This is a genomic window from Kribbella shirazensis, from assembly GCF_011761605.1.
In the GTDB taxonomy this organism is placed as follows: Bacteria; Actinomycetota; Actinomycetes; order Propionibacteriales; family Kribbellaceae; genus Kribbella; species Kribbella shirazensis.
Window position 1 is genome coordinate 3,892,170 of the sequence record NZ_JAASRO010000001.1, and the last position, 24,171, is coordinate 3,916,340.

Consider the following 24,171-nt stretch of genomic DNA (forward strand, 5'->3'; position numbering starts at 1 on the left):
GGCCTCTGACAGTCACCGGGCGCTGCGGTGGGTCGGCGAGCCAGTGAAGGTCAGCTGGTGGAGCCGGACCGGTGGCGTCAGTTGCGCATGTGTTTGCCGCGGGTGGGTTTCTGGGGTTGCTGCTCGGGCGGCGTGCGGATGGCTCGGAGTTCGGTGGGGCGGTCCTGGTCGGCGCGGATGGCTTGGAAGCCTCCCGTGCCGGGGTCGGTGTCGCCGAGGTCGAAGTCCCAGCTGTCCTCGTTGGCGAGGCGGCTGTGCCAGCGTCCGTACAACCCGTAGATCGCGATGCCGATACCCATCCAGACGAAGAACTTGATCCACGTACCGGTCTTCAGGTTGAGCATCAGCCACATCGTCGCCGCCAGCGACAGCAGCGGGATCAACGGCACCAGCGGGACCCGGAAGCCACGCTCCAGGTTGGGCTCCGTGTGCCGCAGCCTCAGCACACCCACGGCGCAGAACGCGAAGCAGAACAGTGCGCCGATGACCAGCAGTTCCTCGAGCTCGAGCACCTTCGGGTACAGCGTCAGCACCAGCGCCGCGATGCCGGCAGCGGCCGCGGCGCGGGCGGGGGAGGAGTACACCCGGCTGACCCGGCCGAGGCTCTTCGGCAGCAGACCGTCGCGGCCCATGTTGAACAGCACCCGGCTCTGCGCGATCAGGACGACCATGATCACCGTCATCAACGCGAGCAACGCCCCGAGGTTGACGACCTTCGCCGCCCAACCGAGCCCGACCGCGGCCATCGCCTCCGACACCGGAGCCGATCCGCCGAGCTTCGCGTACGGGCGCATGCCGACCAGGACGACGGCCATCGCGATGTACAGGATCGTGACGGCGCCGAGGCCGAGCAGCATGCCCTGCGGCACGGTCTTGCGCGGGCTGCGGGCGTCCTCGGAGGCGGTCGCGATCAGGTCGAAGCCGATGTAGGCGAACACGATCGTGCTGGCCGCCGTGAAGATGCCCATCATCCCGAACGAGCCGAACGCGGAATCCAGAAGCCAGCCCAGCACGGTCGGATCCGCCTTCGCGGGCGCTGCCCGGGCGGGCGGCACGAACGGCTGGTAGTTCTCCATCTTCACGTGCGCCGCGCCGACGACGACCACCAGCAGAATCACCGCGACCTTGGCGATGACGACAATGGTCAGCACGCGGGCCGACAGTTTGGTGCCGGTCACGATCAGCGCGGTCAGAATCAGCAGCAGCAGCGGGGCGACCAGATTCACCTCGGCCTCGGGCCCGAAGAACTGTGCGATCCCGCTGGGCAATGTGACGCCGAATCCGTCCAGGGTGGCCAGGAAGTACGCCGACCAGACTCGCGCGACAATCGCCGCCGCGGTCACGAGTTCGAGCACCAGGGCCCAGCCGACCAGCCAGGCCCACATTTCGCCGAAGGTCACATAGCTGAACGTATAAGCGCTGCCCGACACCGGAATCGTGGACGACAGTTCGGCGTAACAGGCCGCGGCCAGCAGGCAGACGATCGCGGCGATGACGAACGACAGGATCACTGCCGGTCCGGCGACGTTCGCCGCCTGGACGCCGCTGATGCTGAAGATGCCGGAGCCGATCATCACGCCCAGGCCGAGTACGACCAGGTCGCGACGACCGAACAGGCGCGGCAGACGGTGCCGCGCGTCCTCGACTCGAGTGAACGCCGACTCGACCGGCAGGCGCCGGCCTACGGTCTGTCCGTTCGCTGAGGGGGCCATGGTCAGGGGTGCCTCCGTTGCTACTAGGGCAATCGGGCCGAACAGTAGTCGACCGTCGGGCTGTCGACCAGCCCTCCTTTCCTCGGTGCCGCGCGGTGGCTTGCGATGCAGGGCCACCTCACGCATCGTCGAGGCATGACGCCCGACGAAGTCAGTGGAAACCGCTCCTGGCCGGAGGATTTCGCTGCGTTACTGGCTGACTACGAAAGGCATCTGACGGCGGAAAGAGACCTCAGCACTCACTCGGTGAGAGCGTACATCGGAGACATCGCGGATTTACTCGATCATTTGATTCGGCTTGGTCACGATGATCTGGAAGGCCTGGATATCCGGGGTTTACGGTCGTGGCTGGCCAAACAGCAAAGTCTGGGGAAATCCCGCAGCACGATGGCGCGCCGGGCGACGGCCGCAAGGGTGTTCACCGCGTGGGCACAGCGGACCGGGCGGATCAGTACGGATCCGGGAGCGTTGCTCGCGAGCCCGAAGGCGCACAAGACCCTTCCCGGTGTGCTCGGCCAGGCCGACACGCGGGCCGTGCTCGATGCCGCCGCGGTGGCTGCGGACGACGGAAGTCCGGTCGGGCTGCGGGACCTCGCGATCATGGAACTGCTGTACGCCACCGGGATCCGCGTCGGTGAACTGTGCGCGCTGGACGTCGACGACATCGACCGGTCGCGTCGCGTCGTACGGGTGTTCGGCAAGGGGCGGAAGGAGCGGTCGGTTCCGTACGGCGTACCGGCCGAGCAGGCACTCGGGCGGTGGCTGGCCGAGGCGCGGCCGACGTTGGCGCGTGAGGGCAGCGGTCCCGCGGCGTTCCTCGGGGCCCGTAGCGGCCGGATTGATCCGCGGACGGTACGGCGGATGGTGCATGAGCGGATCGCGGTCGTCGACGCGCCGGATCTGGCTCCGCACGGTCTGCGTCATACGGCGGCCACGCATCTGCTGGAAGGTGGTGCGGACCTGCGGAGTGTGCAGGAACTCCTCGGGCATGCGTCGTTGGCGACCACGCAGATCTACACCCACGTCTCCACCGACCGCCTCCGGCAGGCCTACCAGCAAGCACACCCACGAGCCTGATCGCGCGTGACTGCGTGAGGGTTCGGCTTCGGCGGGGCGGGGATGCGGCGGGGGAGGGGCTGGATGCGGCAGACTGCGGGACATGCGGGTTTCGGCGAAGTCTGACTATGCGTTGCGTGCGTTGATCGAGATCACCCAGCGGTGGGTGGCCAACGACCCGGCGGTGGTGTCGGCCGAGGAGTTGAGCCGGGCGCAGGGGATTCCCCACGGGTTCCTGCAGGGCATCCTCGCCGATCTGCGCCGGGCCGGGGTGCTGGCCAGTCAGCGGGGGCAGTCCGGTGGGTGGCGGCTGGCCGTCGACCCCAACGAGATCTCCGTTGCCGACGTCATGCGTGCGGTCGACGGGCCGATCGTGAGCATCTCGGGCGTGCGGCCGGAGAGTGTCACGTACAACGAACATGCGGTGGTGCTGCAGCGGGTCTGGATCGCCGCCCGGGCGAGCTTGCGGGACGTGCTCGAGAACACCACGCTGACCGACCTCGCGAAGAACAAGCTTCCGGCCGGGGTCGAGCGCCGGTCGCGGGACGAGGACGCCTGGCAGGCGCGGGTCCCGGGGAGCTGAGCTGTTGCTATAGTCTTCGCTTATATAAGTGGTGACTATGGGAGGTGGGCGATGGTCGAGCAGCAGATCAAGACGTTCCTGATGTTCGAGGGCGGCGCGGAGAAGGCGATGAACTTCTACCTGTCGCTCTTCGAGGACGCCGAGGTCGTGTCGATGGTGAAGTACGGCGCCGAGGGACCCGGGCCCGAGGGGTCGGTGATGGTTGCCGTGTTTCGGCTCGCGGGGCAGCAGTTCATGTGCAGTGACAGCTACACGCATCACGGGTTCACCTTCACGCCTTCGGTGTCGTTGTTCGTGGACTGTGCGGACGAGGCCGAGCTCGAGCGGCTGTACAACGCGCTGCTCGAGGGCGGCGGGGCGCTGATGCCGCTGGGTGAGTACGGATTCAGCAAGAAGTTCGGCTGGGTCAATGACCGATTCGGCGTCTCCTGGCAACTGAACCTGCCGCACAACTGAGCCTCATTCCCGCCTGATCAACACCCCGGCAATCACCATCAGGAGCGCCGTACCAGCGACAACCCGCCTGGCCACCCGCTCATCATCGGCAGAACCACCCACAGAGCGATCCACCCAGAACCGAGCCGAACGGCCCGCCGGGTCGTCCGCCCAAGCCACTGCCGAGAAGGCCCACCCCGCCCACCGGTCGTCACCCGAGCGCCCCGCGGGCCGGTCCATCGACGACCCGGTCGAGTGGTCCGCGGGAGCCGCTGCCGAGGAGGCCGGGCCCGCCAGGCGGTCGTCGCCCGCGCGGTCTGCGGAGCGGTCCATCGGGGAGCGCGTCGTGCGGTCGGCCGGGGTGCCTGCCGGGGTGCGTGCCGGGGTGTCTGTCGAGTTGCCTGCTGAGGCGGCCCTGGTGGCGCGTGTCGACGTGCCTGCGGAGGCGACCGGCGGGCCGATCGTCGAGTTATCCGGTGCGCTGTTCGGCGAGGTATGCGGGCTGGACGTGTCTGCCGCGGGTACGGACGTGGGGACAGATGCGAGACCGGGTGCGGGACCGGGTGCGGAACCGAGCGTTGGTGTGGGGGTTGGGTGGTTGGTGAGGGGGAGTAGGCGGACGGGGCGGTTGGGGAGTAGGGACAGGGGGTTGAGGTACTGCTGGCCCTGGAGCAGGCCCCAGTGGAGGCAGGTTCTGGGTGGGCAGTGGGAGCCTGCTGCGGAGAGGCGGCCGATGACGGTGCCGGTGCGGACCGTCGTACCGACTGAGACCTCGGGGACGACTGGCTCGTATGTCGTACGGCGTGTGCCGGTGGTGATTGTGACGACGCCGCGGCCGGCGAGTGTGCCGGCGTACGTGACGATGCCGGAGGTGGCGGCGAGGACGGGCTGGCCGGGGCGGCCGGCCAGGTCGACGCCGCGGTGGCCGGGGAGCCACGGTTTCGCTGGCAGATCGAAGCCGTGCACCACCTCCGGTCGAGGGTTCAACGGCCATCCGGCGGACCCGCCGACGCCGGGCGGGGCGAGTGCGGTGTCGGGTAGGGCGGGTGCGCCGACGCCGGGCGGGGCAGGTGCGGTGTCGGGTCGGGCGGGTGCGGAGGTGTCCGGTGGTGCGGGTGCGGGTGCGGCGGCGGTGGCGTCGGGTAGGGAGGGTGCGGAGGTGTCGGGTGAGGCGGGTGCGCCGACGCCGGGTGGGGTGGGTGCGGTGGCGCCGGTGTCGGGTGGGGTGGGGGTGGGGTGGAGTGGGGCGGTCAGTGGTTGCGGTGCGGCTGTTGTGGGTTGGGGTGGGGACTGGGTGGGTGGGAGGGCCAGGGTGGCGAGGGTTAGTAGGGCGATGGTCATATCGGAGAAGATGCCGTTGTCGGGACCGCGTTGGGTGGGGTGTTGGGGTGGTTGTGGACAACGGGGGCGGTTCGCGTTGGGGGCGGGCGGTCACGTACACTTCCGGTGGCGCCCCGTGTGAGCGGGGCGACTACGCATGCCCGCACAACAGCGTTGTTCCTTCGGTCCCGGAAGTGCTCCGGGTGGATCCGCGCGACGGGCATCAGGCGCCGCGGATCACCCGATCCGGGGCGAGACCAACCGAGAAGCGACCCGGGTTTCCGGGTCCGTAGGAGGAACACCTCATGGCCGTCGTGACCATGAAGCAGCTGCTCGAGAGCGGCGTGCACTTCGGGCACCAGACCCGGCGCTGGAACCCCAAGATGAAGCGCTACATCCTCACCGAGCGCAACGGCATCTACATCATCGACCTGCAGCAGTCGCTGTCCTACATCGACCGCGCGTACGAGTTCGTGCGCAGCACGGTGGCGTCCGGCGGGTCGATCCTGTTCGTCGGCACCAAGAAGCAGGCGCAGGAAGCGATCGCCGAGCAGGCGACCCGGGTCGGGATGCCGTACGTGAACCAGCGCTGGCTGGGCGGCATGCTGACCAACTTCCAGACGGTCAACAAGCGGCTCCAGCGGCTCAAGGAGCTCGAGCTCATCGACTTCGACGACGTCGCCGCCTCCGGTGTCACCAAGAAGGAGCTGCTGCAGAAGCGTCGCGAGCACGACAAGCTGCTCAAGACCCTCGGCGGTATCCGCGACATGGCCCGGGTTCCGGCCGCCGTGTGGATCGTGGACACCAAGAAGGAGCACCTCGCCGTCGACGAGGCGCGCAAGCTGAAGCTGCCGATCATCGGCATCCTGGACACCAACTGCGACCCGGACGAGGTCGACTACCCGATTCCGGGGAACGACGACGCGATCCGTTCGGTCGGCCTGCTCACCCGGGTCGTCGCCGACGCCGTCGCCGACGGTCTGATGTCGCGCGGTGGCCAGGGCGCCGCCGCGGCCGGTGAGGAGCTGGGCCAGGAGGAGCCGCTGGCCGCCTGGGAGCGCGAGCTGCTGGAGAGCCAGAACGGCGCCACCAAGACCGAGGCCGCCGCCAAGACCGAGGCCGCCAAGACCGAGGCCGCCAAGACCGAGGCCGCTGACGCGACCGAGGCCGCCGCGAAGACCGAGGCCGTCGCCGAGGAGCCGCCGGTCGCCGAGTCCGGCGCCACCGCGGAAGCCGTCGCGAAGGCCGACGACACCCCGGTCGTCCCGGTCAACCCGGCCGAGGCGTCCGAGAAGTCCGACGAGGCCTGAGAGCCTGCGGGCCGCCCGGCAGACCCGCCGGGCGGCCCACACCCGGACCGCGTACGTCGGTCCGCGCCGGGTACTGCCTGGTGACGGACCGGGGAAACGGCCTGGCAGACCGCCGCAGTCCCCATCAGCACCGACAAGACGAGAGAACGAGGAATGGCGAACTACACCGCCGCTGACGTGAAGAAGCTCCGCGACGCGACCGGCGCGGGCATGATGGACGCGAAGAAGGCGCTCGAGGCGACCGACGGCGACTTCGACAAGGCGATCGAGGAGCTGCGCATCAAGGGCGCCGCGAAGGCGGCCAAGCGCGGCGCCGAGCGGTCCGCCACCAACGGCCTGGTGGCCGCGGCGGAGAACGCGCTCGTCCAGCTGAACTGCGAGACCGACTTCGTCGCCAAGAACGAGCAGTTCCAGCAGCTGGCCGCCGACATCGTCGCGCACGCCTCGGCGAGCAAGGTCGGCGACATCGAGGGCCTGCTCAACGAGAAGCTCACCGACGGCAAGTCCGTCGCCGAGAACATCGAGGCCCTGGCCAGTGTGATCGGCGAGAAGCTGGAGCTCGGCAAGGTGGCCGTCTTCGACGGCCGGGTGACCGCGTACATGCACAAGCGTGCCGCGGACCTGCCGGCCCAGGTCGGCGTCCTGGTCGAGTTCGAGGGTGACGACGTGGAGGCCGCTCGTGGCGCCGCCATGCAGGTCGCCGCGATGCGCCCGCTGTACACGACCCGCGACGAGGTCCCGGCCGAGACGGTCGAGAACGAGAAGCGGATCGCCGAGGCGACCGCCCGCGAGGAGGGCAAGCCGGAGGGCGCCCTCCCGAAGATCGTCGAGGGCCGGGTGAACGGCTTCTTCAAGGACGTCGTGCTGCTCGAGCAGTCGTCGGTCCAGGAGAGCAAGAAGACCGTGAAGGCCGTGCTCGACGAGGCCGGTGTCACCGTGAAGCGGTTCGCCCGCTTCGAGGTCGGCGCCTGATCCCGCGAAGGATCTGAGCGCACACCCATCTATCGAGGAGGCCGGAATCGTGACGGAAACCATGGGGACCGAGACGAGTCCGGCCTCTTCGCCTGCCTATCACCGGGTGCTGCTGAAACTGTCGGGTGAGGTGTTCGGCGGCGGCAAGCTCGGCGTCGACCCCGACGTGGTGAACTCGATCGCCAAGCAGATCGCCGAGGTCGCCCGGGCCGGTGTCCAGGTCGCCGTGGTGGTCGGCGGCGGCAACTTCTTCCGCGGCGCCGAGCTCCAGCAGCGCGGCATGGAGCGGAACCGTGCCGACTACATGGGCATGCTGGGCACCGTGATGAACTGCCTGGCCCTGCAGGACTTCCTGGAGAAGCTCGGTATCGAGACTCGGGTCCAGACCGCGATCACGATGGGCCAGGTCGCCGAGCCGTACATCCCGCGCAAGGCCGAGCGGCACCTGGAGAAGGGCCGCGTGGTCATCTTCGGCGCCGGCTCCGGGATGCCGTACTTCTCCACCGACACCGTCGCCGCCCAGCGCGCGCTCGAGATCGGCGCCGAGGCGCTGCTGATGGGCAAGCAGGGTGTGGACGGCGTCTACGACTCCGACCCGAAGAAGAACCCGGACGCGGTCAAGTTCGACCAGCTGTCGTACGACGACTTCCTGGCCCGGGGGCTCCGGGTCGCCGACGCCACCGCGATCAGCCTGGCCCGCGACAACGCGCTGCCGATCGTGATCTTCGGTCTCGAGGAGGGCAACATCGCCCGGGTCGTCCACGGCGAGAAGATCGGCACGGTCGTCTCGCGCGGGCAGTAGCCCGTCGCGGCGGCAGTAACCCGCCGTACACCGTCGTCTCCCGTACGACTAGGATCGTCGCACACGGGTGTCTGTCCGTTATCTGGTAGACCTGCGTTCCAACTGTTGGAGTGGCCGCGTCGAGGCGGCCCAGAGGAAGCGAGGATTGTCGTGATCGACGAAGCTCTCCGCGATGCCGATCAGAAGATGGCGAAGGCCGTGGAGGTTGCGAAGGACGACTTCGCCGCGATCCGCACCGGCCGCGCGCACCCGCAGATGTTCGCCGGCATCCTGGCCGACTACTACGGCAGCCCGACGCCGCTGCAGCAGCTGGCCGGTTTCCAGGTCCCGGAGCCCCGGACCGTGCTGATCTCGCCGTACGACAAGGGCGCGATGGCCGCGATCGAGAAGGCGATCCGCGACTCGGACCTCGGGGTGAACCCGGGTAACGACGGCTCGGTGATCCGGGTCGTGATGCCGGCCCTCACCGAGGAGCGCCGCAAGGAGTACATCAAGGTCGCCAAGGGCAAGGCCGAGGAGGCCCGGGTCTCGGTGCGCAACATCCGCCGGCACGCCATGGACCAGGTGCACAAGACGGTCAAGGACGGCGACGCCGGCGAGGACGAGGGCAAGAGTGCTGAGAAGCGGCTCGACGGGTTGACGAAGAAGTACGTCGACTCCATCGACGACCTGCTCAAGCACAAGGAAGCCGAACTGCTCGAGGTGTGATGGGCGTCGACAGCACGCCCGCGCCGAGTCCCAGCCCGAGCCGCGCCGGCCGCAATCTGCCCGCGGCGATCGCGGTGGGTGTCGGGCTGGGCGCGCTGATCCTCGGATCGCTGTACTGGCAGAAGGTTCTGTTCACCGTCCTGGTGCTGGTCGTCGTGCTGCTGGCCGTCGACGAGATGATCAAGGCGTTGCGCACCGGCGGCGCCGAGATCCCGCGGATCCCGCTGTTCGCCGGTACGACGGCGATGCTCGTGGCGGCGTACTTCGGGGGCCCCATGGCGCTGCTCGTCGCGCTCGGGATCACCGTGCTCGGGACGATCTTCTGGCGGATGCCGGGCGGATCGGTCGGATTCGTCCGTGACGTGACCGCCGGGGTGTTCCTGATCGGCTACGTGCCGTTGCTGGCCGGGTTCGCGATCCTGCTGTCCCAGCCGGAGGCGGACGGGGCCGGACGGGTGGTGACCTTCTTCGTGGTGACCGTGGCGAGCGACGTCGGTGGTTATGTCGCCGGCGTGCTGTTCGGCAAGCACCCGATGGCGCCGACGATCAGTCCGAAGAAGTCCTGGGAGGGCTTCACCGGTTCGGTGCTCGCCTGTATCGGTGCCGGGATCGCCGCGGTCGTGCTGTTGCTGGACGGTGAGTGGTGGGTCGGTGCGATCGTCGGCGCGGTCGCGGTGCTGACCGCGACGGTCGGTGACCTGGGCGAGTCGATGATCAAGCGCGACCTGGGTATCAAGGACATGTCCAACCTGCTGCCCGGTCACGGCGGCGTGATGGACCGCCTGGACTCGCTGCTCGCGACCGCGCCGATCGTCTGGCTCCTCCTCCATCTTTTGGTGAAAGCATGACCATCGCACCGGACGGACGATCGCTGCGGAACGGCATCGTCCGGCTCGATCGGTTGGTTGCCGGCGACATCGAGCCTCTGTACGACGCGATCGCCAACGAGCAGGTCTACGCGACCAGCTTCGGCGGCGGCCCCGCCGGACTGCCCGCGAACGCCGACGAGCTGCGGGACAAGTTCCTCCCGTCCACGGATCAGCGCGTCGTGTACGTCGTGCGGCTGGCCGGCGACGGCCCGTTGGGTGCCGCCGGCACCGTGGTCGGCACGACCAGCCTGAGTGAGATCGACCTTCACAACGAGTCGATCCATCTCGGTGGTACCGGTTATGCGCCGGCGGTCTGGGGGACGGCAGTGAATCCGTCCTGCAAGTTGCTTCTGCTCGAGCATGCCTTCGAGGTGTGCGGATTCGGCCGGGTGAAGATCCAGACGGGGTCCAAGAACATTCACTCGCAGGCAGCGATCGCCAAGCTCGGCGCGACGCGGGAGGGCGTGCTGCGGCGGCACATGCGGCTCGCGGACGGGTCGTTCCGCGACACGGTCGTGTTCTCGATCCTGGCCGACGAGTGGCCGGACGTGCGGAAGCGGCTGGAAGACCGGATCAGCCGGTGAGCTTCGCCAGCGCCGCGTAGTTCGCCAGCAGCGCGGCGCGGTCGAAGGTGTTCGTGGTGATCAGGAGCTCGTCGGCAGCGGTACGACGTACCAGGTCGCCGAGCGCCTCGTCGACCTCGGCGGTCGTGCCGTAGATCTGGCCGCGGAGCGCGTTCTCGAAGTACTCATGCTCGCGGGAGGTCAGGTCAGCCGGTACGTCGGGCTGTAGCGGCGGGAAGACGCCACGGGTCCGCGAGTACGCGCTGGCCCATGCCTCGGGCAACAGGAGCTGTCGCGCTGCCTCGGTGGAGTCGGCCACCGCGGCGGTGACGGCCAGGATCACGTAGGGCTCCGGCGCCCACTCGGAAGGCTGGAAGGTGCTTCGGTAGTCCTCGAGGCGCTCTTCGGAGTCAGGGCGTGCGGCCAGAACCACAGGCAGACCCAGCGCCGCGGCGATCGCCGTGCCTTCACCTACGGCGAGAATGAAGGGCGGGATGCGCAGTCCTTCGCCAGGGCGGGCGTGGACCCGGTCAGGCGACGTACCGGCCAGATAGCCGAGGAGCTCCTGGACCTGTGTGCTGAAGTCTTCGGCCGCGTCCTTCTCGACACCGAGTGCGCGCCGTACGCCGTTCGTGAAGCCGACGGACCGGCCGAGACCCATGTCGATCCGGCCCGGGTACAGCGACTCCAGTACGCCGAACTGCTCCGCCACGACCAGTGGCCTGTGGTTCGGCAGCATGACCCCGCCCGTGCCGACGCGGATCTGATCGGTGCGGGCGGCAACTGCCGCCGCCAAGACGGTCGGAGCGGAGCCGACCACGCCTGGCACGCTGTGGTGCTCGGACACCCAGAAACGCTTGTAGCCAAGCTCTTCCACCTGCTGCGCCAGCTCCACGGTCGCACCCAGTGTCTCCGCCTCGGTCTCGCCTACACGTGTCCGAGACCGGTCCAGGACTGACAGCGGGACGGAGAGCATGCAGAGTCCAACCGGACCGCCGATGCCCTCATTCCCCCTTTCGACTGAGATCGAATCGAGCGGTGACTTTTTCACCATGCCGCAGCGCTGTGTGTCAGGATCAAACGCAGGACGATCCGCCCGGTCGTCCAGTGAGGAGCTGACCATGATTCCCACGACGAAGTTCAAGGCTGCCCTCGGCGGTCTCGCGCTGGTTGCCGCTGCTGCCGTCCCGATCTCCGCCCCGGCAGCTGCCTCCCCGGCAACTCTGCAGGTCGTCTCAGCCGCGGCGGCCAAGCCGGTGCCGCACCTCGGGTACTCGACGCAGACTCTCAAGACGCTCGAGATCGACTTCCAGTACCAGCAGACCGGCTACTGGTGCGGGCCGGCCGCGACCCGGATCGCGCTCTCGGCCCGGATCTCACCGCCGAGTCAGCAGCAACTGGCCAACGAGTTGCCGACCACGACCAACGGCACGGACTGGATCGGCCAGGTCACGCGGGTGCTGAACAACCACCTCGGCACCGGCTGGTACGAGACCAAGGAGATGCCGAACGACCCGCCCACCCAGGCGCAGCGGGACCTGCTCTGGCGGGACATCGTGCTCGACATCGACAACAACTACCCGATCGTCGCGAACATCGTTGCCCCGGCCAACAACCACCCGCCGGGCTACCCGAACTACACGATCTACCACTACTTCACCGTCATCGGGTACGACTCCAGCGACATGACCGTCCTGATCGCCGACCCCGCCGGCTTCGCCCCCACAGCGACCTACTGGCTCACCTTCACCCAACTAGCCACCCTGATCCCGCCCAAGGGCTACTCCGCCTGACGCACGTTGAGTACGCACCGGCCGTTTTCGGGTGCCGGGAACGGTTGGTGGGTGCTCAAGGTCGGGTCCGGGATACTGAGTAGGTGCCCAGGGAACCGCGGTTGGAGATCGAGTACTGCACGCAGTGCCGGTGGTTGATGCGGGCGGCGTGGACCGCGCAGGAGCTGCTGACCACGTTCCCGAAGGAGCTGGGGGAGGTGGCCCTCGTACCGTCGACCGGGGGCGTCTTCGACATCCGGCTCGACGGGGAGCTGCTGTGGTCGCGGAAGGCGGAGGGCGGATTCGCCGAGATCCCGCTGCTGAAGCAGATGGTCCGCGACCGGATCGCCCCGGACCGTCAACTCGGCCACTCGGATCGCACAGCGACGGGTGATGCGGGTCATGGGATGTGAATTTGTGAACCGCTGTCCCGGCGGGCGACAATAGGTCGGTTATGTCTACCTCCCTGCCTCTTGTTTTCGATGAGCCGCGCCGCGCCAAGAAGCCGCCGCGGCACCTGGCCGATCTCACCGGGGAGGAACGGCGTACGGCGGTTGCGGCGCTGGGCGAGCCCGCGTTCCGGGCGAAGCAGCTGTCCAACCACTACTTCTCGCGGCTGGTGTCCGACCCGGCCGAGATGACCGACCTGCCGGCCGCGACCCGCGACAAGCTGGTCGCCGAGCTGATGCCGCCGCTGCTGACCCGCGTGCGGGACCTGGAGTGCGACAACGGGCAGACCCGCAAGACGCTGTGGAAGCTGCTCGACGGATCGCTCGTCGAGTCGGTCCTGATGCGGTATCCGGGCCGCGCCACGATGTGTGTGTCCTCGCAGGCCGGATGCGGCATGGCGTGCCCGTTCTGCGCGACCGGCCAGGGCGGACTCACCCGGAACATGTCGACCGCGGAGATCGTCGAGCAGGTCGTCGACGGCGCGCGGGCGCTGGCGCGAGGCGAGGTCGCCGGCGGTCCGGGGCGGGTCTCGAACATCGTGTTCATGGGCATGGGCGAGCCGATGGCGAACTACAAGGCCGTGATGGGCGCCGTACGCCGGTTCACGGATCCGTCGCCGGAGGGCCTCGGGATCTCGGCGCGCGGGGTGACCGTGTCGACGGTCGGGCTGGTGCCGCGGATCAACCAGCTCGCGACCGAGGGCATCCCGGTCACGCTGGCGCTGTCGCTGCACGCGCCGGACGACGAGCTGCGGGACGAGCTGGTGCCGATCAACAACCGCTGGAAGGTCGACGAGGTGCTGGACGCGGCCTGGGGGTACGCGCAGCAGACCAAGCGACGGGTCTCGATCGAGTACGCGATGATCCGCGACATCAACGACCACGCGTGGCGGGCCGATCTGCTGGCCGAGAAGCTGAACGCGCGCGGCGACTGGGGTTGGGTGCACGTCAACCTGATCCCGCTGAACCCGACGCCGGGCTCGAAGTGGACCGCGTCCGACCCGGCCGACGAGCGCGAGTTCGTCCGTCGCCTCGAGGCAGGCGGCATCCCGGTGACGGTCCGCGACACCCGCGGCCAGGAGATCGACGGCGCCTGCGGTCAGCTCGCCGCCGCGAGCAAGCCCTGATGCTCGCACCCGAGTTCCGCGTACGGCGGATCGGGCAGCGCTACGACTGCGGCGAGGTGGATGCGTTCGTCGAGCGGATCGTCGCCACGGCGGAACGCCGGTCAGCCGGGCCGGGCGTGACCGTCGACGAGGTCCGTGGGGTCGCGTTCAGTACCCCGTTCCTCGGCCCCGGGTACTCGGCCGAGGAGGTCGACAACTTCCTCCTCGAGGCCGAGCGCTGGCTGCCGGGCCGTGTGGCGCCCGGTCCCGCCGGTTCGCCCGTCGCGGACGGGCGTGCTCCTGGTACGTCGACTGTGGGCGGGCGGCCCGCGCCGCGGTTCAGCGCCGTACGGCTGCGGGAGGGGTATGCGGTCGACGAGGTGGACGATTTCGTCGACCGCGTGATGGCGACCGTGAACGGCCTGCCGGTGAGCCGGCCGGTGACCGCCGACGAGGTCCGCCGTGTGCAGTTCCGGCCGGTCCGCCTCACCGAGGGCTACGACATGGAAGAGGTCGACGCGTTCCTCGACACCGCGCAGGACTGGCTCCGCTAGACGTCGAAGACGTTGGGTCGATCCAGAAGCCACTTCCACGTGCCGTCCGGCTGGCGGTGAGCCACGGGGCGCCGACAGTCTCGGCTGTCCTGCGGGCAGGCTGGTTTCGGGGAATGGGATGATCGGGCGGTGAAGATTCTTTCGATCCAGTCGGCGGTTGCCTACGGGCATGTGGGTAACTCGGCGGCTGTGTTTCCGCTTCAGCGCATCGGCGTGGAGGTCCTGCCGGTGTACACCGTGAACTTCTCGAACCACACCGGCTACGGGGCCTGGCGCGGGCCCCTGATCAGCCCGGACGACGTGCGAGAGGTTCTCCTGGGGATCGAGGAGCGCGGCGTCCTTCAGCAGATCGACGTGGTTCTCTCGGGGTACCAGGGCGGCGAGGGGATCGCCGAGGTGATTCTCGAGGCGGTAAAGCGGGTGAAGGCGGCGAACCCCGCTGCGGTCTACTCCTGCGACCCGGTGATGGGCAACGCGAAGTCCGGATGCTTCGTCGCTCCCGCGATCCCGGTGCTGCTGCGCGATCGGGTGGTTCCGGCGGCCGACATCATCACTCCCAACCAGTTCGAGCTGGGCTTCCTGACCGGGACCGAGCCGGACACGCTCGAGTCCACGCTGGCCGCAGTCGAGCTGGTGCGCGCGACCGGTCCGCGCACTGTGCTCGTCACGAGCGTCGAGCGCCCCGATCGCGAGGACGGCACGATCGAGATGCTGGCCGTCGACGACAGCGGCGCGTGGCTCGTCCAGACGCCGTACATCCCGATGAAGGCGAACGGCTCGGGTGACGTGACGGCTGCGCTCTTCACGGCGCATTACCGCCGCACGGGCGATCTCACGGAGGCGCTCGCGCGCACGACGTCGAGCGTGTTCGATCTGCTCTCGCGCACCCATGAGTCGGGACAGCGCGAATTGCAGCTCGTCGAATCGCAGGACGCCTACGCCAACCCGCGGATGCAGTTCACCCCACAGCGCGTCGCCTGACTCAGGCGGCCGCGCTGAGGATCTCCGCGAGTGCTGCCGGCTGGGAGAACATCGGCCAATGGCCGGTGTTGAGCTCCGCCAGTTGCCAGGACGGGGAGCCGAGGTGCTCGGCGACCGCCGACGACGGGGTCGCACCGTCCATCAGGCACTTGATGTACGTCGTCGGGAGCTCCCCGATCGGCCGCGTCAGGGTGGCCGGCTCCGTGATCGAGCGGCCCGGATGCGGCGTACCGCGCTCCAGGATCGTCGCGATCGCCTCGGCGGAGAGATCCTGGTCGGCGTAGTCCTCGGCCGTCAGGGAAGGCCAGTACGCCGCCGGACTGCTCCAGTTGGTCCCGCACCCACGCCTGCCCCTCCGCGGACCAGCCGTCCACGAAAGACTGCCCGTCGACCGGGACGTTCGAGTCGACGTACACCACCCGCCGCAGCCGCTCACCGATCCGCCCCGCCGCCTGCCCCACCGGGATCCCGGAGTAGCTGTGCCCCACGAGTACGACGTCCGTCAGCCCGTGCTCCTCCACCACCCGCACCACATCCGCAACATGCTCCTGCTGACCGGCGTCCTCACCCCGCCGCTCAGCCAGCCCACGCAACGTCACCGGATGAACTCGATGCCCCGCGCCCCGCAGCACCCCAGCCACCCCATCCCAGGCCCAACCCCCAAGCCAAGCCCCCGGCACCAACACGAAGTCCGTCATGAACCGGACCGTAAACCACCCCACCGACAGAACTAGCTGACCAGCTGAGCGGCTTCTTCGATGGTGTTGACGAGGTGGACGGAGTGGGTCATGGGGCGGTTGGCCGACAAGGACTGGAGTAGCGGCCAGACGGGGAGTGTGGTCGTCCAGTGGTTGATGTCGACCAGGATGAGGGGGATCTGGGTCGCGGCGTCGCCGTAGTAGTTGGGGGTGACGGCCTGGAAGACCTCCTGCACGGTGCCGGCGGCGCCCGGGAGGTAGACGATGCCGCCGCGGGCCCGGCTGAGCAGGACGTCCTCGCGCTGCGCGTTGGAGAAGTACTTCGCGATCGCGGACGCGAACACGTTCGGCGGCTCGTGACCGTAGAACCACGTCGGGATCGACACACCACCGTCGCCCGGGAACTCACGCCGTACGTCGAGCCCGGCACCGGCCCACGTCGCGATCGACGGGCGGAACGACGGTACTGCGGCCAGCTCGGCCAGCACACGATCCACGACCCCGTCGTCGTACGACGCCAGCGACGCACCGAGGTTCGCCGCCTCCATCGCGCCCGGACCGCCGCCCGTGACGACCATCCGGTCCCGGCGGGCAAGCGTTCGCCCGAGCAGTACGGCGGCGCGGTAGTTCGCGTCGCCCCGCAGGACGCCGTGACCGCCCATCACGCCGACCCACGGCTTGTCGTCTGGCAGCTCCGTCAGGGCGTCGGCGATCGCGTGGTCGTGGAGCGCCGCGGCGAGGGTGCGGCTCGTGTCGCCCTTCTCGTCGTGCTGACGGGACCAGGCGTAGATCAGCGCGTCCGGCGTCGCGTCGTACCCGCGCTCCAGACCGGCGTACAACTCGTCGGCGTCGTACAGCCGGCCGCGGTACGCGTCGAACGGCAGCGCCGGGATCGCCGGGAACACCAGCCCGCCGCCGTCGCGCACCCAGAGGTCGGCCTTGTCCTCCAGCACGCAGCCGAGGAACACAGCGCCGGCCGGGTTCAGCCCGAGGAGTTCCGCCGTACGCCGGGTCAGATCGACGGACTGCACCCGCCAGCCGGTCATCGTGGTGGCACCCGCGGCCAGGACCCGATCGAACTGCTCCAGGGACTCGATGTCCACATGCGGAATGCTCGGCAACGTCACGGAGAGCAGCCTAGCCAGATAGACGTGCACTATCAGGTGAGGTAAAGGTTGGACATGACACATGCGGAGCTCTGGGAGCGTCACAAGGCCGTCATGCCTGCTTGGCTCGCGTTGTACTACGAGGAGCCGATCGAGATCGTGCAGGGGTCCGGCCGCCGGGTCACCGACGGGGAGGGCAACACCTATCTCGACTTCTTCGCCGGCATCCTGACCAACGCGATCGGGTACGACATCGCGGAGATCGCGGACGCGGTGCGTGAGCAGCTTGCCTCCGGCATCGCGCACACCTCGACGGTGTACCTGATCCGGAAGCAGATCGAGCTGGCCGAGCAGATCGCGGAGCTGTCCGGGATCCCGGACGCCAAGGTCTTCTTCGCGAACTCCGGTACCGAGGCGAACGAGACGGCCCTGCTGCTCGCCACCCAGGCCCGCCGGTCCAACCAGGTGCTGGCGATGCGCAACTCGTACCACGGCCGCGCGTTCGGCACCGTCGCGATCACCGGCAACCGCGGCTGGTCCGCGAGCAGCCTGTCGCCGGTGAACGTGCAGTACGTGCAGGGCGCGTACCGGTACCGCAGCCCGTTCCGGGACCTGCCCGACGCGGAGTACATCAAGGTCTGCGTCGACGACCTGCGCAACGTCATCGAGACCACGACCTCGGGCGACGTCGCCTGCCTGATCGCGGAGCCGATCCAGGGCGTCGGCGGGTTCTCCTCGCCGCCGGACGGGCTGTACGCCGCGTTCAAGGAGGTCCTGGACGAGTTCGGGATCCTGTTCGTCTCCGACGAGGTGCAGACCGGGTGGGGCCGCACCGGCGACCACTTCTGGGGCATCCAGGCGCACGACGTCGTACCGGACGCGATGACGTTCGCGAAGGGGCTCGGCAACGGGTTCGCGATCGGCGGGGTGGTCGCCCGGGGTGACCTGATGGACAGCATCAAGGCGAACTCGCTGTCCACGTTCGGCGGCAACCCGATCTCGACGAGCGCGGCGAAGGCGACGATCGACTACCTGCTCGACAAGGACCTGCAGGCGAACGCGGCCAAGCGCGGCGCGCAACTGGCCGACGGCCTGCGCGGCATCTCCGACGAGTACCCCGAGCTCGGCGACGTCCGCGGCAAGGGTCTGATGCTCGCCGCCGAGATCGTCAAGCCCGACGACAACAGCCCCGACGCGGCCGCCACGGCGAAACTCCAGCAGGAGACCAAGAACCGCGGCCTGCTGATCGGCAAGGGCGGCCTCTACGGCAACGTCCTCCGGATGGCCCCGCCCATGACCCTCACCGAGGAAGAGGCCACCGAGGCCCTCGAGATCATCCGGGACTCCTTCAACACCCTCCGCTGACAAAGAACAGTGCCCCCGGTACGGCGTACCGGGGGCACTGTCTTTGGTTAGAGCGGAGCTTCCACGGAGGTGGCGGCTTCGGCGGCCGACGGTGGGGGAGTTCCACGCGTCCTGCGCTGGCGGCGGGAGCGGCCCTCGAGGTAGCGGGCCACCACCGACAGCAGCGAGCAGAGGCCGATGTAGATGATCGCGACGACGATGTACGTCGGGATGTACGGGAAGCCGTACTGGAGCCGGCCACCCATCTGCTTGGCCACGTAGAGCAACTCGGCGTACGTGATGATGAAGCCGAGCGCGGTGTCCTTGAGGAGTACGACCAGCTGGCTGACGATCGCCGGCAGCATCGAGGTGATGGCCTGCGGCAACAGGATCAGCCGGACCACCTGGTTCTTCCGCAGGCCGGTCGCGTACGCCGCCTCCCGCTGACCCTTCGGTACGGCGGCGATACCGGCCCGGAAGACCTCCGCCAGCACCGAGCCGTTGTACAAGGTCAATCCGAACACGACCGCCCAGAACGGGGTCAGGCCGAGGTCGAACTGCAGGCTGCCGTAGTAGAAGAAGAACATCAGGATCAGCAGCGGGATGGCCCGGAACAGTTCGACGACGAAGGTCGCCGGCGCCCGGAACCACCAGTGGTCGCTGATCCGGGCCGCCGCGAACACGGCACCGAACAGGAGCGCGAGCACCGCGGCCAGACCGGCCGCCTTGAGCGTGTTGAGCAGACCGCCCCACAGCTCCTGCTGGATCGACGAGTAGGTGAACTGGATCCAGCGGCGTTCGGCGAACTGTCCGCTCTCGTTCAGCCGGTAGACCACCCAGCCGACGACGGCCAGCAGGCCGACGATGACGACCACGTTGAGGATCCGGTTGCGTGCCTTCGCCCGCGGGCCGGGTACGTCGTACAGGACCGCACTCATCAGGCCACCGCCGTCCGTCGCTCGGCCCACCGCTGCAGGAAGACCAGGGGAATGATCAGGATCAGGAAGCCGATGGTGATCCAGACGAGCGTGGCCATCTGGTTCTGACCGCGTTCGGCCATCACCGCCGGGATCGCACCGGCCTCCGCGACGGAGAAACCGGCCGCGATCGTGGTGTTCTTCAGCAACGCGATCATCACGCTGGTCAACGGCGGCACGATCGCCCGGAAGGCCTGCGGGAGTACGACGATGCCGAGCACCTGGATGAACGTCATGCCGACCGAGCGGGCGGCCTCGGCCTGGCCGGGCGAGATCGTGTTGATCCCGGACCGGACGATCTCGCAGACGAACGCCGACGTGTACAGCGTCAGCGCGACCACCGCGGACCAGAAGAACGTCGGCAGCGAGATCTGCATCTTCGGAGCGCCGAAGACGAGGAATGCGAACACCAGGGTCAGCGGGGTGTTTCGCACCACGTTCACGTAGCCGGTGCCGATGGCACGCATGGCCGGCACCGGGGAGACCCGGAACCCGGCCAGTAAGGTGCCGAGCGCCAGGCTCAGCACTGCTGCGATCACGAACAGCCTGAGCGTGGTCCAGAAACCGTCGACGAACAGTTCCCAGTTGTCGGTAAGGACCGAGAGCATCGCGACCTTCCAGAAATGATGTGGAGCGCAATCCCCAGCGAATGAGTTGGCGCGCAGGCCGGCCGCGACGCCCGGAAGGACGCCGCGGCCGGGAGGTGGATCAGTACTTCTCGAGCGGCGGCGGCGTCGAGTCCGAACCCGACTTGCCGAGCGTCTCGTCGTAGATCTTCTTCCAGGTGCCGTCGGAGGCCGACGTCTCCAGGATGGAGTTCACCTTGTCACGCAGCGCCTTGTCGGCCAGCGGCACGCCGATGCCGTACTTCTCGGTGCTGAACGGCTTGCCGACGACCTTCAGCTCGTCCGGCGCGGTGGCCGCGTAGCCCTTGAGGATCGCGTCGTCGGTGGTGACGGCGTCGACCTTGTTGTCCAGCAGCTGCGAGACGCACTCGGAGTAGGTCTTGAACTCGGAGATGTTGCTCGCCTCGGTCAGCTGCTCGTCCTTGACCCGCTGGATCGGGGTGGACCCGGTGGCCGAGCAGACCTTCTTGCCCTTCAGCGCGGTCTTGCCGGCGTCCATCGAGGTGTCGGCCTTGCGGACCAGCAGGTCCTGGCCGGCGATGAAGTACGGGCCGGCGAACCCGACCTGCTTCTTGCGCTTGTCGGTGATCGAGTAGGTGCCGACGTAGTAGTCGATCTCACCACCGGCGATCGCGGTCTCCCGGTTCGCCGACGGGATCTCCTTGTACTCGATCTTGTCCGGGTCGAAGCCGAGGTTGGCCGCCACCATCCGGGCGACCTCGATGTCGAAACCGCAGCGCTTGCCGTCGGCGTCCTTGTAGCCGAGGTTCGGCTGGTCGGCCTTGACCCCGACGACCGGAGCGCCCTTGCTCTTGATCTTGGTGAAGGTCGCACTGCCGGCGACGTCCACGCCGCTGGCCACGTCGAACTTGTGGAGGTCACCGCAGGCGTCGGACGCCGCGTTGCCGCCGCCGCCCGTCGTGGGCTCGTCCCCTCCGCAGGCGGCAGCGGTCAGCGCGAGCGCCGCGACGCCGAGCGTGGCGACGAGGTTGCGCATTCTCATGATCAGGTTCCCCTTCGTTTCGGTGCTGGGTTCGGCCGCGGGCGGACGTCAGTGCTTGAGGATCTTGCCGAGGAAGTCCTGGGCCCGCCTCGAGGTCGGGTTGGTGAAGAAGGTCTCCGGCGTGGCCTCCTCGACGATCTCGCCGTCGGCCATGAACACCACCCGGTTCGCCGCGGTCCGCGCGAAGCCCATCTCGTGCGTGACCACGACCATCGTCATGCCCTGCTTGGCCAGGTCGATCATCACGTCGAGGACCTCTTTGATCATCTCCGGGTCGAGCGCCGAAGTGGGCTCGTCGAACAGGATGACCTTCGGGTCCATCGCCAGCGCCCGGGCGATCGCGACGCGCTGTTGCTGGCCGCCGGACAGTTGAGCCGGGTACTTCGAAGCCTGGTTGGCGACCCCCACTCGCTCCAGCAGCTCCATCGCTCGCTGCTCGGCCTGCTTCGTGTCCGCCTTGCGGACCTTGCACGGCCCGAGGGTGACGTTCTGCAGGATCGTCTTGTGCGCGAACAGGTTGAACGACTGGAACACCATGCCGACATCCGCGCGCAGCCTGGCCAGGGCCCTGCCCTCGCTCGGCAGCGGCTGTCCGTCCAGGGTGATGGTGCCCGAGTCGATCGGCTCCAGCCGGTTGATCGCACGGCAGAGCGTCGACTTGCCGGACCCGGACGGGCCGATCACCACGATGACCTCGCCCTTGGCGATGGACAGGTTGATGTCCTTCAGGACGTGCAGGTCGCCGAAATGCTTGTTGACACCGGTCAGCGCCACCAGACCAGTTTTCGTCAGCGTGTCGGAATCGCTCATGGCCAGAACCTAGCGGAGCCGAGGGGGCGGTCGCAGGCCCGGGTGGTTCCACGGTGGTAACGATCTGCAATATCGCCGCGCGGGCTGTGACCGGCCGATCACAGCCCGCGCCGATTTGCTCTTCAGTGTGCGGTTACGCCCGTTCCCCGACAAACACGTACTCTTGGTAGCCGTCATGCGTACTTATGAAGTCCGCACCTACGGGTGCCAGATGAACGTCCACGACTCCGAGCGGCTGCGCGGGCTGCTGGAGGATGCGGGCTATGTCCGCGCGCCTGAGGGTGACGAGGCCGACGTGGTCGTCTTCAACACCTGCGCGGTCCGCGAGAACGCCGACAACAAGCTGTACGGCAACCTCGGGCACCTGGCTCCGGTGAAGGCGCGTAAGCCCGGGATGCAGATCGCGGTCGGCGGATGCCTGGCGCAGAAGGACAAGGCGTCCATCACCAAGAAGGCGCCCTGGGTCGACGTGGTGTTCGGGACCCACAACATCGGCTCGCTGCCGGTGCTGCTGGAGCGGGCCCGTGTCGAGCAGGAGTCCCAGGTCGAGATCCTGGAGTCGCTCGACGTGTTCCCGTCGACGCTGCCGACCCGGCGCGAATCGCCGTACAGCGCCTGGGTGTCGGTGAGCGTGGGGTGCAACAACACCTGCACGTTCTGCATCGTGCCGTCACTGCGCGGCCGGGAGAAGGACCGTCGGCCGGGCGAGATCCTCGCCGAGGTCGAGGCGCTGGTCGGCGAGGGTGTGCTCGAGGTGACGCTGCTCGGGCAGAACGTGAACTCGTACGGCGTGGAGTTCGGCGACCGGTACGCGTTCTCGAAGCTGCTCCGGGCGTGCGGCGAGATCGACGGGCTGGAGCGGGTCCGGTTCACGTCGCCGCATCCGCGGGACTTCACCGCGGACGTGATCGAGGCGATGGCCGAGACGCCGAACGTGATGCCGTCGCTGCACATGCCGTTGCAGTCCGGGTCCGACCAGGTGCTGAAGGCGATGCGGCGTTCGTACCGGCGCGACCGGTACCTGCGGATCATCGAGGACGTGCGGGCGGCGATGCCGGACGCGGCGATCACCACCGACATCATCGTCGGGTTCCCGGGGGAGACCGAGGAGGACTTCCAGGGCACGCTCGACGTGGTCCGGCAGGCGCGGTTCGCGGGCGCGTTCACGTTCCAGTACTCCAAGCGTCCCGGGACGCCGGCCGAGTCGATGACGGACCAGGTGCCGCGCGACGTCGTCCAGGACCGGTACGAGCGGCTCGTCGCGCTGCAGGACGACATGGCGTGGGCCGAGAACAAGCGGATCGTCGGCCGGTCGGTCGAGGTGCTCGTCGCGGAGGGGGAGGGGCGTAAGGACGCCGCCACCCACCGGCTCAGCGGGCGCGGTCCCGACAACCGGCTGGTGCACTTCGCGGTGCCGGAGGGTGTCGAGGCGCCGCGACCGGGTGACATGGCAACGGTCGAGGTCACGTACGCCGCTCCGCACCACCTGGTCGCGGACGTGTTCGGCGCCGTACGCCGCACCCGCGCCGGCGACGCGTGGGAACGCGCGCAGGGGGCACCAGCCGCGGCGCCCGGTGTCATGCTCGGCATGCCGACGATCGGTGCGAAGCCCCTCGAGCCGGCAGCCGGCGGCTGCCAGGCCGGATGACCGACGCCCCGACGTCAGGCGGCGACCCGGAAACGGGTCCTGCTGCGCCGGGCGGGACGGCGACGGGGTTGGCCGCGCTGCTTCCCGCGGGCGCGGAGCCGTTCGCGGCGGGGCGGGACGCGGACGTCTACTCGATCGACGAGGACTGGGTACTGCGGCGGTACCGCAACGGGCACCCGGTCCGCGACGAGGCGGATTTCATGCGGCACGTCGCGAAGTACGACTATCCGGTCCCGGCCGTGCGCGAGGTCGAGGGCCCGGACATGGTTGTCGAGCGGCTCGCCGGCCCGACGCTGGGTGAAGCTGCGATCGCCGGCGACCTCGACCCGTCCGAGCTCGGCCGGATCCACGCCGGCCTGCACCGCCGCCTGCAGGCGATCCCGGCGCCGAGCGGTACGCCCGGCCTCGTCGTGATCCACGGCGACCTGCACCCGCTCAACGTGATCGCCACGCCCGGCGGTCCGGTCGTCATCGACTGGCGGAACGCGGAGGAGGGCCCGCCGGAGTTCGATGTCGCGATGACCGCGATCATCTTCGCCCAGGTCGCCCTCGACCCGTCCTACGAACAGCTCAGCCCGCTCCTGCGGGAGGCGTTGGCGACGTACCTCGCCGGCTCGATCGACCCGGCCCCGGGCCTGCCCGCCGCGATGCGGGCCCGCGGCAACAACCCGACCCTGACCCCCGCGGAGCTGGCCCTCCTGCCCGCACAAGAGGACCTGATCCGCAGTCTGTCCTAGGACCTGTCCGGCAACCCATCGCCTACTGCG

The 24,171-nt window shown here is 68.7% G+C and carries 26 protein-coding genes; 17 read left to right on the forward strand and 9 right to left on the reverse strand.

Annotated elements, in window-relative coordinates; all coding sequences use genetic code 11:
* Positions 1-77: 77 nt before the first annotated feature.
* Complete coding sequence (locus BJY22_RS19065) at positions 78-1,712, reverse strand: APC family permease (protein WP_167208614.1); 1,635 nt, start codon at positions 1,710-1,712, stop codon at positions 78-80.
* Between the two features lie 135 nt (positions 1,713-1,847).
* Between BJY22_RS19065 and BJY22_RS19070 the strand changes: the two genes are divergently transcribed.
* The 3 genes from BJY22_RS19070 to BJY22_RS19080 all read left to right on the forward strand — a co-directional run bounded on the left by BJY22_RS19070 (position 1,848) and on the right by BJY22_RS19080 (position 3,807).
* The gene (locus tag BJY22_RS19070; RefSeq protein WP_167208616.1) at positions 1,848-2,789 is read left to right on the forward strand and encodes a tyrosine recombinase XerC; all 942 of its coding nucleotides are present in this window, start codon (positions 1,848-1,850) and stop codon (positions 2,787-2,789) included.
* A gap of 82 nt (positions 2,790-2,871) precedes the next feature.
* Complete coding sequence (locus BJY22_RS19075; RefSeq protein ID WP_167208618.1) at positions 2,872-3,351, forward strand: RrF2 family transcriptional regulator; 480 nt, start codon at positions 2,872-2,874, stop codon at positions 3,349-3,351.
* 51 nt (positions 3,352-3,402) lie between these two features.
* On the forward strand, positions 3,403-3,807 hold the full coding sequence (locus BJY22_RS19080) for a VOC family protein (protein ID WP_167208620.1): 405 nt from the start codon (positions 3,403-3,405) through the stop codon (positions 3,805-3,807).
* A gap of 3 nt (positions 3,808-3,810) precedes the next feature.
* Here BJY22_RS19080 and BJY22_RS19085 read toward each other — a convergent pair whose 3' ends face one another.
* Positions 3,811-5,127 (reverse strand): M23 family metallopeptidase, encoded by a 1,317-nt coding sequence (locus tag BJY22_RS19085; RefSeq protein WP_202891175.1) that lies wholly within the window; start codon positions 5,125-5,127, stop codon positions 3,811-3,813.
* Between the two features lie 284 nt (positions 5,128-5,411).
* On the opposite strand from BJY22_RS19085, the gene rpsB reads away from it, so the two are divergent.
* From rpsB to BJY22_RS19115, 6 genes are all read left to right on the forward strand, one after another.
* Entirely contained in the window at positions 5,412-6,416 is a 1,005-nt protein-coding gene (rpsB, locus tag BJY22_RS19090) for a 30S ribosomal protein S2 (protein ID WP_167208622.1), read from the forward strand.
* A gap of 153 nt (positions 6,417-6,569) precedes the next feature.
* On the forward strand, positions 6,570-7,388 hold the full coding sequence (gene tsf / locus BJY22_RS19095) for a translation elongation factor Ts (protein ID WP_167208624.1): 819 nt from the start codon (positions 6,570-6,572) through the stop codon (positions 7,386-7,388).
* A 61-nt stretch (positions 7,389-7,449) separates the two neighbouring features.
* On the forward strand, positions 7,450-8,190 hold the full coding sequence (pyrH, locus tag BJY22_RS19100; protein ID WP_167218412.1) for a UMP kinase: 741 nt from the start codon (positions 7,450-7,452) through the stop codon (positions 8,188-8,190).
* Positions 8,191-8,343: 153 nt separating this feature from the next.
* The gene (frr, locus tag BJY22_RS19105) at positions 8,344-8,898 is read left to right on the forward strand and encodes a ribosome recycling factor (RefSeq protein WP_337759831.1); all 555 of its coding nucleotides are present in this window, start codon (positions 8,344-8,346) and stop codon (positions 8,896-8,898) included.
* Complete coding sequence (locus tag BJY22_RS19110; RefSeq protein WP_167208628.1) at positions 8,898-9,746, forward strand: phosphatidate cytidylyltransferase; 849 nt, start codon at positions 8,898-8,900, stop codon at positions 9,744-9,746. Before frr ends, BJY22_RS19110 begins: the two co-directional genes overlap by 1 nt.
* Positions 9,743-10,351 carry a GNAT family N-acetyltransferase gene (locus tag BJY22_RS19115; RefSeq protein ID WP_167208630.1) on the forward strand — a complete coding sequence of 203 codons (609 nt, stop codon included), beginning with the start codon at positions 9,743-9,745 and terminating at the stop codon, positions 10,349-10,351. Before BJY22_RS19110 ends, BJY22_RS19115 begins: the two co-directional genes overlap by 4 nt.
* Here BJY22_RS19115 and BJY22_RS19120 read toward each other — a convergent pair.
* A complete protein-coding gene (locus tag BJY22_RS19120; RefSeq protein WP_167208632.1) occupies positions 10,341-11,306 on the reverse strand; it encodes an LLM class flavin-dependent oxidoreductase in 966 nt (321 codons plus the stop codon). The genes BJY22_RS19115 and BJY22_RS19120 overlap by 11 nt on opposite strands.
* Before the next feature lie 145 nt (positions 11,307-11,451).
* Here BJY22_RS19120 and BJY22_RS19125 point away from each other — a divergent pair, with 145 nt between their 5' ends.
* The 5 genes from BJY22_RS19125 to pdxY all read left to right on the forward strand — a co-directional run bounded on the left by BJY22_RS19125 (position 11,452) and on the right by pdxY (position 15,192).
* Positions 11,452-12,123, forward strand: coding sequence for a C39 family peptidase (locus tag BJY22_RS19125; protein WP_167208634.1), 672 nt, complete (start codon positions 11,452-11,454; stop codon positions 12,121-12,123).
* Positions 12,124-12,206: 83 nt separating this feature from the next.
* Positions 12,207-12,515, forward strand: a complete 309-nt coding sequence (locus BJY22_RS19130) for a SelT/SelW/SelH family protein (RefSeq protein ID WP_167208636.1) — start codon at positions 12,207-12,209, stop codon at positions 12,513-12,515.
* Between the two features lie 41 nt (positions 12,516-12,556).
* Positions 12,557-13,678 (forward strand): dual-specificity RNA methyltransferase RlmN, encoded by a 1,122-nt coding sequence (gene rlmN / locus BJY22_RS19135; protein WP_167208638.1) that lies wholly within the window; start codon positions 12,557-12,559, stop codon positions 13,676-13,678.
* A complete protein-coding gene (locus BJY22_RS42470; RefSeq protein WP_167208640.1) occupies positions 13,678-14,211 on the forward strand; it encodes a DivIVA domain-containing protein in 534 nt (177 codons plus the stop codon). Before rlmN ends, BJY22_RS42470 begins: the two co-directional genes overlap by 1 nt.
* 129 nt (positions 14,212-14,340) lie before the next feature.
* The gene (gene pdxY, locus BJY22_RS19145) at positions 14,341-15,192 is read left to right on the forward strand and encodes a pyridoxal kinase PdxY (protein ID WP_167208642.1); all 852 of its coding nucleotides are present in this window, start codon (positions 14,341-14,343) and stop codon (positions 15,190-15,192) included.
* Here the strand turns inward: pdxY and BJY22_RS43305 are convergent.
* Together BJY22_RS43305 and BJY22_RS19155 are read right to left on the reverse strand one after the other, a co-directional pair.
* Positions 15,147-15,890, reverse strand: a complete 744-nt coding sequence (locus tag BJY22_RS43305; protein ID WP_420371419.1) for an alpha/beta fold hydrolase — start codon at positions 15,888-15,890, stop codon at positions 15,147-15,149. The two genes, pdxY and BJY22_RS43305, sit on opposite strands and share 46 nt — an antisense overlap.
* 32 nt (positions 15,891-15,922) lie before the next feature.
* Complete coding sequence (locus tag BJY22_RS19155; protein ID WP_337758780.1) at positions 15,923-17,017, reverse strand: LOG family protein; 1,095 nt, start codon at positions 17,015-17,017, stop codon at positions 15,923-15,925.
* Positions 17,018-17,071: 54 nt separating this feature from the next.
* On the opposite strand from BJY22_RS19155, the gene BJY22_RS19160 reads away from it, so the two are divergent.
* The gene (locus BJY22_RS19160) at positions 17,072-18,361 is read left to right on the forward strand and encodes an aspartate aminotransferase family protein (RefSeq protein WP_167208646.1); all 1,290 of its coding nucleotides are present in this window, start codon (positions 17,072-17,074) and stop codon (positions 18,359-18,361) included.
* Between the two features lie 47 nt (positions 18,362-18,408).
* Here the strand turns inward: BJY22_RS19160 and BJY22_RS19165 are convergent, their stop codons facing one another.
* The 4 genes from BJY22_RS19165 to BJY22_RS19180 all read right to left on the reverse strand — a co-directional run bounded on the left by BJY22_RS19165 (position 18,409) and on the right by BJY22_RS19180 (position 21,723).
* Complete coding sequence (locus BJY22_RS19165; protein WP_167208648.1) at positions 18,409-19,278, reverse strand: amino acid ABC transporter permease; 870 nt, start codon at positions 19,276-19,278, stop codon at positions 18,409-18,411.
* The gene (locus tag BJY22_RS19170; RefSeq protein ID WP_167208650.1) at positions 19,278-19,925 is read right to left on the reverse strand and encodes an amino acid ABC transporter permease; all 648 of its coding nucleotides are present in this window, start codon (positions 19,923-19,925) and stop codon (positions 19,278-19,280) included. The genes BJY22_RS19165 and BJY22_RS19170 overlap by 1 nt, the downstream gene beginning before the upstream one ends.
* Positions 19,926-20,025: 100 nt before the next feature.
* Entirely contained in the window at positions 20,026-20,946 is a 921-nt protein-coding gene (locus tag BJY22_RS19175; protein WP_167208652.1) for a glutamate ABC transporter substrate-binding protein, read from the reverse strand.
* Positions 20,947-20,994: 48 nt separating this feature from the next.
* The gene (locus BJY22_RS19180) at positions 20,995-21,723 is read right to left on the reverse strand and encodes an amino acid ABC transporter ATP-binding protein (RefSeq protein ID WP_238351087.1); all 729 of its coding nucleotides are present in this window, start codon (positions 21,721-21,723) and stop codon (positions 20,995-20,997) included.
* Between the two features lie 208 nt (positions 21,724-21,931).
* On the opposite strand from BJY22_RS19180, the gene miaB reads away from it, so the two are divergent.
* Positions 21,932-23,404 carry a tRNA (N6-isopentenyl adenosine(37)-C2)-methylthiotransferase MiaB gene (gene miaB, locus BJY22_RS19185; RefSeq protein WP_167208656.1) on the forward strand — a complete coding sequence of 491 codons (1,473 nt, stop codon included), beginning with the start codon at positions 21,932-21,934 and terminating at the stop codon, positions 23,402-23,404.
* Entirely contained in the window at positions 23,401-24,141 is a 741-nt protein-coding gene (locus BJY22_RS19190; RefSeq protein ID WP_167208658.1) for a phosphotransferase, read from the forward strand. Before miaB ends, BJY22_RS19190 begins: the two co-directional genes overlap by 4 nt.
* The last annotated feature ends 30 nt before the right edge of the window (positions 24,142-24,171 follow it).